The sequence below is a fragment of the Terriglobales bacterium genome (assembly GCA_035624475.1).
GTDB lineage: Bacteria > Acidobacteriota > Terriglobia > Terriglobales > Acidobacteriaceae > DASPRL01.
Window position 1 is genome coordinate 1 of the sequence record DASPRL010000351.1, and the last position, 9,999, is coordinate 9,999.

The 9,999-nt window shown below is 67.5% G+C and carries 7 protein-coding genes; 6 read left to right on the forward strand and 1 reads right to left on the reverse strand.

What is annotated here, in order from left to right:
- A partial coding sequence (locus VEG08_13805) for a serine/threonine-protein kinase (protein HXZ29063.1) occupies nucleotides 1–526 on the reverse strand: 526 nt, incomplete at its 3' end.
- Nucleotides 527–850: 324 nt separating this feature from the next.
- Here VEG08_13805 and rsmG point away from each other — a divergent pair.
- The 6 genes from rsmG to VEG08_13835 all read left to right on the forward strand — a co-directional run.
- Nucleotides 851–1,507: a 16S rRNA (guanine(527)-N(7))-methyltransferase RsmG gene (gene rsmG, locus VEG08_13810; GenBank protein HXZ29064.1), complete on the forward strand. Its 657-nt coding sequence runs from the start codon at nucleotides 851–853 to the stop codon at nucleotides 1,505–1,507.
- A 620-nt stretch (nucleotides 1,508–2,127) separates the two neighbouring features.
- Nucleotides 2,128–2,949, forward strand: a complete 822-nt coding sequence (locus VEG08_13815; GenBank protein HXZ29065.1) for a ParA family protein — start codon at nucleotides 2,128–2,130, stop codon at nucleotides 2,947–2,949.
- Nucleotides 2,946–3,830: a ParB/RepB/Spo0J family partition protein gene (locus VEG08_13820; GenBank protein ID HXZ29066.1), complete on the forward strand. Its 885-nt coding sequence runs from the start codon at nucleotides 2,946–2,948 to the stop codon at nucleotides 3,828–3,830. The genes VEG08_13815 and VEG08_13820 overlap by 4 nt, the downstream gene beginning before the upstream one ends.
- A 203-nt stretch (nucleotides 3,831–4,033) precedes the next feature.
- Complete coding sequence (locus tag VEG08_13825; protein ID HXZ29067.1) at nucleotides 4,034–8,176, forward strand: DUF3857 domain-containing protein; 4,143 nt, start codon at nucleotides 4,034–4,036, stop codon at nucleotides 8,174–8,176.
- Between the two features lie 129 nt (nucleotides 8,177–8,305).
- Nucleotides 8,306–8,992 (forward strand): RHS repeat-associated core domain-containing protein, encoded by a 687-nt coding sequence (locus VEG08_13830; GenBank protein ID HXZ29068.1) that lies wholly within the window; start codon nucleotides 8,306–8,308, stop codon nucleotides 8,990–8,992.
- Nucleotides 8,993–9,488: 496 nt separating this feature from the next.
- Nucleotides 9,489–9,999, forward strand: a 511-nt coding sequence (locus VEG08_13835) for an RHS repeat-associated core domain-containing protein (GenBank protein ID HXZ29069.1), incomplete at its 3' end; no start/stop codon positions are given.

Genomic DNA, 9,999 nt, shown 5'->3' on the forward strand with positions numbered 1-9,999 from the left:
CCTCCACCTGCTCCGGCGCCATGTACTGGAAGGTCCCGACGATGTGCCCCTGCGCCGTGATGGGGCTCGCCGGGCTGCTCTCGGTGAGGGCCTGGGTGAGCACGCTGCCCGGCTGCATGGCCCCGCCCGTCGGCTTGGCCAGCCCGAAGTCCAAGAGCTTCGCCCCCGACTTGGTCAGCATCACGTTGCCCGGCTTCAGGTCGCGGTGCACGATGCCCTGCCGGTGCGCTTTCTCCAAAGCTTCCGCGATTTCCCTCCCAGTCTTCAGCACCTGCTCGACCGGCAGCGGCCCGCGCACCAGCCGCGCCGACAGCGACTCGCCCTCGATGTACTCCAGCACCAGGTAGTCCACACCGTCCTGGTGGCCGACGTCATGCAGGGTGCAGATGTTGGGATGATTGAGCGCCGAGATGGCCTTGGCCTCGCGCTCGAAGCGCAACTTCAGGTCCGGGTTCTGGCTGAACTGCTCGGGCAGGACCTTGACGGCGACGGTGCGCTCCAGGCGGGTGTCGCGCGCGCGGTACACCTCGCCCATCCCGCCCGCCCCGGCGGCCCCTAAGATCTCGTACGGCCCGAGTCTACTTCCGGTCGGTAACGCCATTCCCTCTCCGGAGCGTCATCCTGAGGTCCCCCCCGCGGGACCGAAGGATCTCGCGTGCTCCACCACAAGCTAGAAACGAGGAACGAGAAACTGCCTCTGCGGCGTGCGCGCATTATAAGCTGCTGACCGCCCCGAGGATAGGGGGCGCAAGAGCTCATCTTGAGCCGCTTTAGCTGCGGAGGATCTAGCGCGCGCTACCCGGACCCTACGCTGCCACCGTGGTCCCCATTACAATCAGCCAGTCACCCCGTGGACTCCGCCCGCATCGCCGAACTGATCGCCCCCTACCTGGCCCCCGCCCGCCTGGCCCCCGCGCAACTGGTCCAAATATCGATGTATATCGATATTCTGGAGCGCTGGAACCGGAAGATGGCGCTCACCGCCGTGCGCTCCCCCCAGGAGATGGTGGAGCGCCACTTCGGCGAGTCCCTCTTCGTCGCGCACCACCTCTTCCCCGCCGCCGCGGCGATCCCCGCCACCACTGCCCTCGACGTGGGCTCCGGCGCCGGCTTCCCCGGGCTCCCCCTGAAGATCTACGCTCCCACCCTGCGCCTCACCCTCATCGAGTCGCAGCGCAAGAAAGCCACCTTCCTCCGGGAAGTGGTGCGCGCCCTCGCTCTGCGTGAGGTCGAGGTCTTCCCCGGCCGCGCCCAGGACTTTCCCGGCCGCGGCGAGCTGGTCACCTTGCGCGCGGTGGAGCGCTTCGAGGGCGTGCTGCCCGTCGCCGCCCGCCTGGTAGAGGATCGCGGACGCCTGGCTCTGCTGATCGGCGCCGCCCAGGCCGAGCGCGCCCGCCGCTTACTCCCCGGGTTCGCCTGGGAGTCGCCTGTCCCCCTGCCGCGCTCCCAGCAGCGCATCCTGCTGGTGGGCGCGAACCACGCGCGGCACGAGTCACCCTCGCCATAAGTGGAGCGCGCGTGGTCATGCGCCCCGTCGGGTTCGCCGGGATGCCCTCTTCCACGTGGTCGAGTGGGAGCTCGCCGCTGGTGGGAACCCGGGTCGTCACCTCCCCCCGCCGAGCGGACGATTCGCGGCGGGCCGTGGCGTACACCTGTCGGGACGAATCAAGTCAGTAACAAGTGGGAGCGAGGGGCCTGCTGCGGCGCCGGGGCGTGATGCCGGAATCGCCTGGGAGCCACCCGCGAGGCTCCAGGTGGGACATCCAGGCGACAGCGCCCTCTTGATCGGGTGACTCGCGGGGCGGCGGGGGTACCTTCCCGGGCAAGAACCTATCCATAAAACAGGTGGGTGGGGGTGGCGGCGGGATGGCATGAAATCGGACAAAACAGGCATAAAACCATAACAAACACGAAGAAAAGTGGTAAACTGACCAAGTGGAACCAGGGTAGTAAACATCCCGGCGCGCCATTGTTCCACGTGGAACATTCCCCGGCCGCGCCCGCCGGCTCCGGGATTGTTCCACGTGGAACAGCCAGGTGGGCGCCGCCAAGTTGCACAAAAACCGGGCATTGCGGAGCGCCGCGTCCCGGGGTACTCTGCCGGGGCGGGCGATTTTTCGAGACATCATGGGACGCGTCATCGCGGTAGCCAATCAGAAGGGCGGGGTGGGCAAGACCACCACCGCCGTCAACCTGGCGGCCTCGCTGGCCGCCGCCGAGGTGGCCGTGCTCCTGGTGGACTGCGACCCTCAGTCCAACTCCTCCAGCAGCCTGGGCTTCGGGCGCGATCCCGAGCGCCACTCCACCTACCACGTGCTCATGGACGCGGTCTCCGCCGAGGCCGCGCTGCAGCCTACCGCGCTCGAAGGCCTCTCCCTCCTGCCCTCCAGCAAGGACCTCACCGGCGCCAACCTGGAGCTGGTGGGGGGCGAGCGCCGCGAGTTCCGCCTGCGCGACGCCCTCCAGCCCCTGCGCCCGCGCTTCCACTTCCTCCTGCTCGACTGCCCGCCGGCGCTCGACCTGCTCACCCTGAACGCCCTGGTCGCCGCCGACTCCGTGCTCGTCCCCATGCAGGCGGAGTACTTCGCACTGGAGGGGGTGAGCGCGCTGCTCGACACCATCGAGCGGGTGCGCGAGAGCTTCAACCCCGGGCTCACCCTGGAAGGCGTGGTGCTGACCATGTTCGACGAGCGCACCCACCTGGCGCAGCAGGTGACGGCCGAGCTCAAGAGCTTCTTCGGGGAGAAGCTGTGCGCGACCGCCATCCCGCGCAACATCCGCCTGGCGGAGGCCCCCAGCCACGGCCAGCCGGCACTGAGCTATGACCCGCAATCCCGGGGCGCCGAGGCCTACATCCGCCTGGCCAAGGAGATCATGGCGCACACGCTGCCGCCCGCCGCGCCGGCGGAGGAGCTGGTGAAGGCGATGGCGGAGGAAGGGAAGCGATGACCACGACGACTCATGACAAGCGCAAGGCACTGGGCCGCGGCCTGGAGACGCTGCTGCCCACGGCGCGTCCGGCCAGCACCGCGGGCGAGGGCGCGCGCGAGATCCCGCTGGAGCTGATCGACCGCAACCCCTACCAGACGCGCGGGCGCATCGAGGAGCAGGCGCTGGAGGAATTGGCCGCTTCCATCCGCGCCAGCGGGGTGGTGCAGCCCATCGTGGTGCGGGCGGTGGCGGGCGGACGCTACCAGCTCATCGCCGGGCAGCGGCGCTGGCTGGCCTCGCAGCGGGCAGGGAAGACCACCATCCCGGCGGTGGTGCGCGCGGTCTCGAACGAGCAGGCCCTCGAGATGACCATCATCGAGAACCTGCAGCGCGAGGACCTGAACCCCATGGAGCAGGCGCGCGCCTTCGAGCGCCTCTCCCGCGAGTTCAGCCTCACCCAGGAGCAGATGGCGGCCAAGACGGGCAAGGAGCGCTCCTCCATCGCCAACTTCCTGCGCCTGCTGAAGCTGCCGCCCATGGTGCAGATGGAGCTGGAAAGCGGGGCGCTCAGCTTCGGGCACGCCAAGGTGCTGATGACCCTGGAGCGGGCGGAGATCGTCAGCGAGGTGGCGCGGCGGGTGATCGAGGGGGCGCTCTCGGTGCGTCAGACCGAGGACCTGTGCTTCAACCTGAACCATCCGATCGAGCGGGCGAAGGCGCGGGAGCGGGAGGTGGACGCCAACGTGCGCGCCGCCGAGCGCGAGTTGGCGGCGGCGCTGGGAGTGCGGGTGGTGATCCGCGACAAGAACGGGAAAGGGAAGATCACGCTGCACTACGGGAGTCTGGAGGACTTCGACCGCATCCTGGAGGCGCTGGCCCCCAAGAAGCGGCGGGAGTAAGCGGACGGCGCGCGCCCGCGCGCCGTTTTTCGGGGGCTGTAACATTGATATATATAAATATAATGCGCGGGCTTCCCGAATCTCGGCGGCGAGACCGCCTTGCGACTGCGCTCGGGCGCGAGCGGGCCGCCTCGACGGTGCTTGCGAATCGCAGGCAGGCGCGGTACTTTGGCGGCGCGCACCTCTGCGCGCCAGGAGCCCCTGTGTCGAATCCCCGGAAGGCCCTCACTCTGCGGCTGGCGGTCGGATTCACCTTCACCGCCCTGCTCCTGGGGAGACTGTCGGCCGGGACGCAGCCGGCGGCGCCCGCGAGCGGGCACTTTTCCGCGGACCCGGCAGCGCTCTACCAAAGCGCCATGGCCACGCCGGCGCCGGCGGGCGCCGACGTTGTGGTGCTGGAGGATGAAGACACCTACGTCTTCGACGCGCAGGGCCGCCGGGTGCACACCCAATACGTGGTCTTCCGGGTGCTCACGCAGAAGGGAGCGGAAAACTGGGCCGACTACTCGGCGCCCTGGGAGCCGTGGCACGAGGAGCGGCCGGTGCTGCGGGCGCGGGTCATCACCCCGGACCACGCGGTGCACGAGCTGGACGCCAAGACGGTGACCGACAAGCCCGCGAAGGAAGACGACGACCAGGTCTACAGCGACCGCCGGACCGTGCAGGCACCACTGCCGGCCATGGCTCCTGGGTCGGTGGTCGAGGAAGAGAGTGTCTCGAAGGAAAGCGCGCCCTTCTTCGGCGCCGGAACGGTGGGGCGCAGCTTCTTCGGCCGCGGGGTGCCGGTGCAGCACACGCGCCTGGTGCTGGACGCTCCCGCCTCGTTGCCGCTCCGCTACGCGCTGGAATTGCTTCCCGAGGCGAAGCCCGAGCGCCGCGAGGCCGAGGGGCGGGTGCAGGTGGTCTTCGACCACGGCCCCATACCGGCGCAGGAGGATGCGGAGCCCTACCTGCCGAGCGAGCAGCCCGCCTTTCCCCGCGTCAACTTCTCGACCGGCAGCTCCTGGCGGCAGGTGGCGGAGGAGTACGGAAAGGTCGTCGATGCGCGCATCGCCGGGGCGGAGGTGAAGGCGCTGGTGAGCAAGCTGGTCGCGGGCAAGCACATCCGGCAGGAGAAGGCCGAGGCCCTGTTGCAGTACCTGGACAAAGAAGTGCGCTACACCGGGGTAGAGTTCGGGGAAGCCGCCATCGTGCCGCGCACCCCGGCGGAGACCCTGAAACAGAAGTACGGGGACTGCAAGGACAAGGCGGTGCTGCTGGTGGCGCTGCTGCGGGCGGCCGACGTGCCCGCGTACGTGGCGCTGCTCAACGTGGGCACGCGTCAGGATGTGCCGGCTGACCTTCCCGGGCTGGGACTGTTCGACCACGCCATCGTCTACGCGCCGGGGGAGCCGGAGCTCTGGATCGACGTCACCGACGAATACGCGCGCCTGGGCGAGCTGCCGGACTCGGACCAGGGAAGGCTGGCGCTGGTGGCGCGCGCCGGTACCGCCGGGCTGGTGCGCACGCCCGTAGCCTCGTCGCGGGAGAACCTTCTGGTGGAGAAGCGGGAGTTCTATCTGGCCGAGTACGGCCCAGCGCGGGTGGTGGAGACCTCGCAGCCGCAGGGCAGCCTGGAGTCGGCCTACCGCAGCGCCTATGCCGACCAGCAGAGGAAGAAGACCCAGGAAGGACTGACCAACTACATGAAGTCGCAGTACCTGGCGGAGAAGCTGGACCGGCTGGAACGCAGCGATCCCCAGGACCTGGGCCGGCCGTTCGAGCTGGTGCTGGAAAGCAAGCAGGCCAAGCGCGGCTTCACCGACCTGGAGAGCGCAGTGGCGGCCATCCGGCTGGACACCTTGTTTCTCCGGCTTCCCGCTGAATTGCAGCGTAAAGAGAGCGAGGAGGAAAAGAAAGCGGGCACGGGCGGTACTCAGAAGAAGCGCACCGCGGACTATCAATTGCCGGTGGCCTTCGTGACCGAATGGGACTACACCATCGTGCCGCCGGCGGGCTTCCAGCCCAAGGCGCTGCCGGCGAATGCCCGCATCCCGCTGGGGCCGGCCCTGCTCACAGAGGAATTCCAAGCCGAGAACGACGGAGTCGTGCACGCGGTGATCCGCTTCGACACGGGGAAGCGGCGGATGACGGCGGCGGAGGCGGCGGCGATGCGCGACGGCATCGTGCAATTGCGGAACGGGGAAGCCTTGATGGTCGCCTTCGAGCCCGCCGGGCAGGCGCTACTGCGCCAGGGCAAGGCGCGGGAGGCCTTCCAGGCGTACCGGGCGCCGATCGCGCAATCCCCCAAGGCAGCGGTGCCGCACCTGCGCCTGGCCAAGGCCATGCTGGCCGCGGGCATGGGAGAAGCGGCGCGGGAAGAGGCGCGGCTGGCGGTGAAGCTGGAGCCCGATTCGGCGCTGGCGGAGAAGACGCTGGCCGTGGTCCTGGAATACGACCTGGTGGGGAGGCAGTTCCGCCCGGGCGGCGACCTGGCGGGAGCCGAGGCTGCCTTTCGAGCGGCTGAGAAGCTCGATCCTGACGACAAGGAGATCCCCGGCAACCTGGCCATCCTGCTGGAGTACAACCCGGAGGGAACGCGCTACGGGCCCGGGGCGAAGCTGAAGGACGCAGTGGCGACCTACCGCAGCCTTACCTCGGAGCAGATGGAGAAGCTGGGGATAAGGAACAATCTTGCTTTCGCGCTGTTCTATGCCGGGGAGTTTGCCGAGGCGCGCCAGAACGCCGAGAACCTGAACCCGCAGCCCAACGCGCTGATCACGGCCTGCGAGGCCGCGCTGCACGGGTCCGAGGCAGGTCTGGCGGAGGCCAACAAGCGGGGGCAGGGAGAAGCGGGATTCAAGGCGATCGCCAAGGCGGCGGGCGACATGCTGATGAACCTGCGCCTGTACCCGCCGGCGGCCGACCTGATGGAGGCGGGGGCCTCGGGGGAAAACGCCTCGGCCACCGTGGGGCTGGCCGCGATGCTGCGCAAGGCGCATCCGCACGAGCAATTGCACTTCGACAACGACCCTGCCGGGCTGGTCCTGCGGATGTTCTTGTCTTACACCGACCCCACGTTCAGCCTGGAGACGATGAAGAGCTACGCCAGCCGCAACGCGCTGGCGGTCCTGCAGCGCACCGATCCGGAGGAGCTGGACAAGGAGGTGGCGGACTCGCGCAAGACGCGGCGTGAGTTCGCCCAAAGCAGCATACCGACGGACGTGATGATCGACATCGCCATGCAGTTGCTGCAGCCCAAGGTGGAGGGCAACGATGCTACCGGCTACCTGGTCGACCTGCAGATTCCCGGCCAGGAAACGGGAGGCGTCTTCGTGGTGAAGGAAGAGGGCAGGTACAAGCTGCTGGATTCCACCGACAAGCCGAACGCCGTCGGGCTGGCGGTTCTGGACCGGGTGGCGGCGGGCGACCTGGCGGGGGCGCGGGTGCTGCTGGACTGGCTGCGCGACCGAAAACACCTGGCCGGAGGCGACGATCCGCTGGCCGGGGCGGCCTTTCCACGGATGTGGACCAAGGGAAAGGACGCTGGTGCCGAACAGATGAGGCTGGCGGCGGCCGCCATCCTGGTGGAGACCAAGCCGACTGCGGCGCAGGGCGTGGCCATCCTGGAGACTGCCCGGAGTTCGGCCAAGAGCGACGCCGACAAGCTGGCCATCTCGCTGGCGCTGCTGGAGGGCTACGACAACCTGGACGGGCAGGAGGAGAAGGCGCTGGCTATCGTCACCGAGCTGGCGCGCCAGTACCCGGAGTCGAAGCGGGCGTTCCAGGAGCTCACGACGGTGCTGAGCCGCCTGGGGCGCTTCCGGGAGGCGGAGGCGGCCGCGCAGGAGCGCCTGCGGCGCATGCCGGACGACCTGGAAGCGATGCGGGCGCAGGTGAGGACGGCGGTGGCGCGCGAGGACTATGGCGCCGCGCACCGCCTAGCGCAGAAGATCGTGGACGCGGGCAAGGCGGAGGCGGGCGACCTGAATGCTCTGGCCTGGTATTCGCTGTTCACGGGAACGACGGGGCCCGCCGACCTCGAGGCCGCCGTGCGGGCGGAGCGCTCGGACCAGAAGAATGCCAGCATCCTGCACACCCTGGGCTGCGTCTACGCCGAGGTGGGCAAGACCAAGGAGGCGCGCGAGGTGCTGGTGCAGGCCATGGACCTGCTGAACCTGGACGAACCCGATCCCAATTACTGGTACGCGTTCGGGCGGATCGCAGAGCAATACGGGGAATACCAGGTCGCAGCCGCTGACTATGCCAAGGTCACCAGGCCCAAGCGGGCGATGGAGATCCCGGATTCGTCCTACCGGCTGGCGCAGATGCGGCTGAAGATCCTGCAGGGCGCGGGGAAGAACTAGAGGGTCGCACCAAGCTGGAACCAAGCGTGAATTCTTCACGACCTACAACCTGGTTGGGCAAAGCGTAGGAAGTTTCTGTGTGAGATTCACGGATCTCAACCTCCACTACATGTGGCAGGAGAGGTCGCCATGCTGCGCGCGGGGGTGACCAGCTACTACCAGGCCGACGGGCTGGGCTCGATCACCTCGGTGCGCGACGGGGGCGGCGCCCTGGTGGCCAGCTACACCTACGACGCCTTCGGCAACCTGGCCGCCTCGACCGGCACCCTCACCAATCCCTTCCGCTACACCGGGCGCGAGTTCGACGCCGAAACCGGCCTGTACTACTACCGCGCCCGGTACTACGATCCCTCGATGGGCAGATTCATAGGGGAGGATCCGACCCGCTTTAGGGAAGCGAACAACTTCTACACGTACGTCCTAAACAACCCGACTGTGTTCTCTGACCCGACCGGACTACAGGCGAAACCCACCGCCTGGCAGAGATTCAAGGACTGGTGGAGGAACTGGTGGAACGAGTCGAGCTTGAAAGGGGGCCCGACCCCCTTCAACATCTGCAACGAAGGCGACTTAGCCTTGTTCTACGAATCAAGTCCGGTGAATCCGTATCGGGGGCGAGATATTAACGGCAAGACAAATCCGGACATCCAAGCCGCCTACAACACCTGGGAGGGGAACTTCGCAGACAGGTGCAATGCGCTACGGACGCAGGGTAAGAACGTGTACCCAATCTGCTCCAAGAGCCCACTTAGCTATGGAGGAACCAGTGGATTCTGTTATTGCTGCGAGGTATGTTCAAAGAAACCGAAGGAGTAAGCGCACGGCTGGCGTAGCTCTTGCCCTTAGCGTCCTCGGCCTAGTGTTGCTAACTGCCGGATGCCGCAAGTCGAGTGCGCCAGTGGTCGTGCGAGTCCTCTTTGACACGAGCGGCCCCTCTTCGGAGTGGATCAGGGACATGATTCGTCAATTTTCCCTGGAACGGCCCCGTGCATCTGACGGTCGGCCCATCATGATTGCGACCTATGAGACGCACGCATACACCGAGGATCTGGGGAGGCTCAGCGACCTGCGACCACAGTTGGTGATCTTGACTTCGCGATCCGACGCCGACCTGACGGGTCGGGCGCGGGAGCAACTGGGAAGCCCGGTACAAGTGTGTCCCGAACGTACCTCCAACCAGGCCTACGTTCCACAATGGGTTACCCCCCGCGACCGTGAGGCGGCGGACATCTTCCTGCGGTACCTTGTTGCACATCCGTGTCAGAGCGAGGGGGCGGGTGGCCGGCGCTAATGGGAAGGGCGGGGCGGGACGGTGAGCTTCCAGTACGATCCGTTTGGGCGACGGATCCAGAAGAGCGGGCCGAGCGGAACCGTCAACTACCTCTACGACGGGGCGAACGTCGTGGAGGAGGTGGACGGTGCGGGGACGGTGCTGGCGCGCTACACGCAGGGCGCGGGGATTGACGAGCCGCTGGCCATGCTGCGCGGCGGAGTGACCAGCTACTACCAGGCCGACGGTTTGGGCTCGATCACCTCGGTGCGCGACGGCGGCGGCGCCCTGGTGGCCAGCTACACCTACGACGCCTTCGGCAACCTGGCCGGCTCCACCGGCACGCTCACCAACCCCTTCCGCTACACCGGGCGGGAGTTCGACGCCGAAACCGGTCTCTACTACTACCGCGCCAGGTACTACGATCCCTCGATGGGCAGATTCATAGGGGAGGATCCGACCCGCTTTAGGGAAGCGAACAACTTCTACACGTACGTCCTAAACAACCCGACTGTGTTCTCTGACCCGACCGGACTACAGGCGAAACCCACCG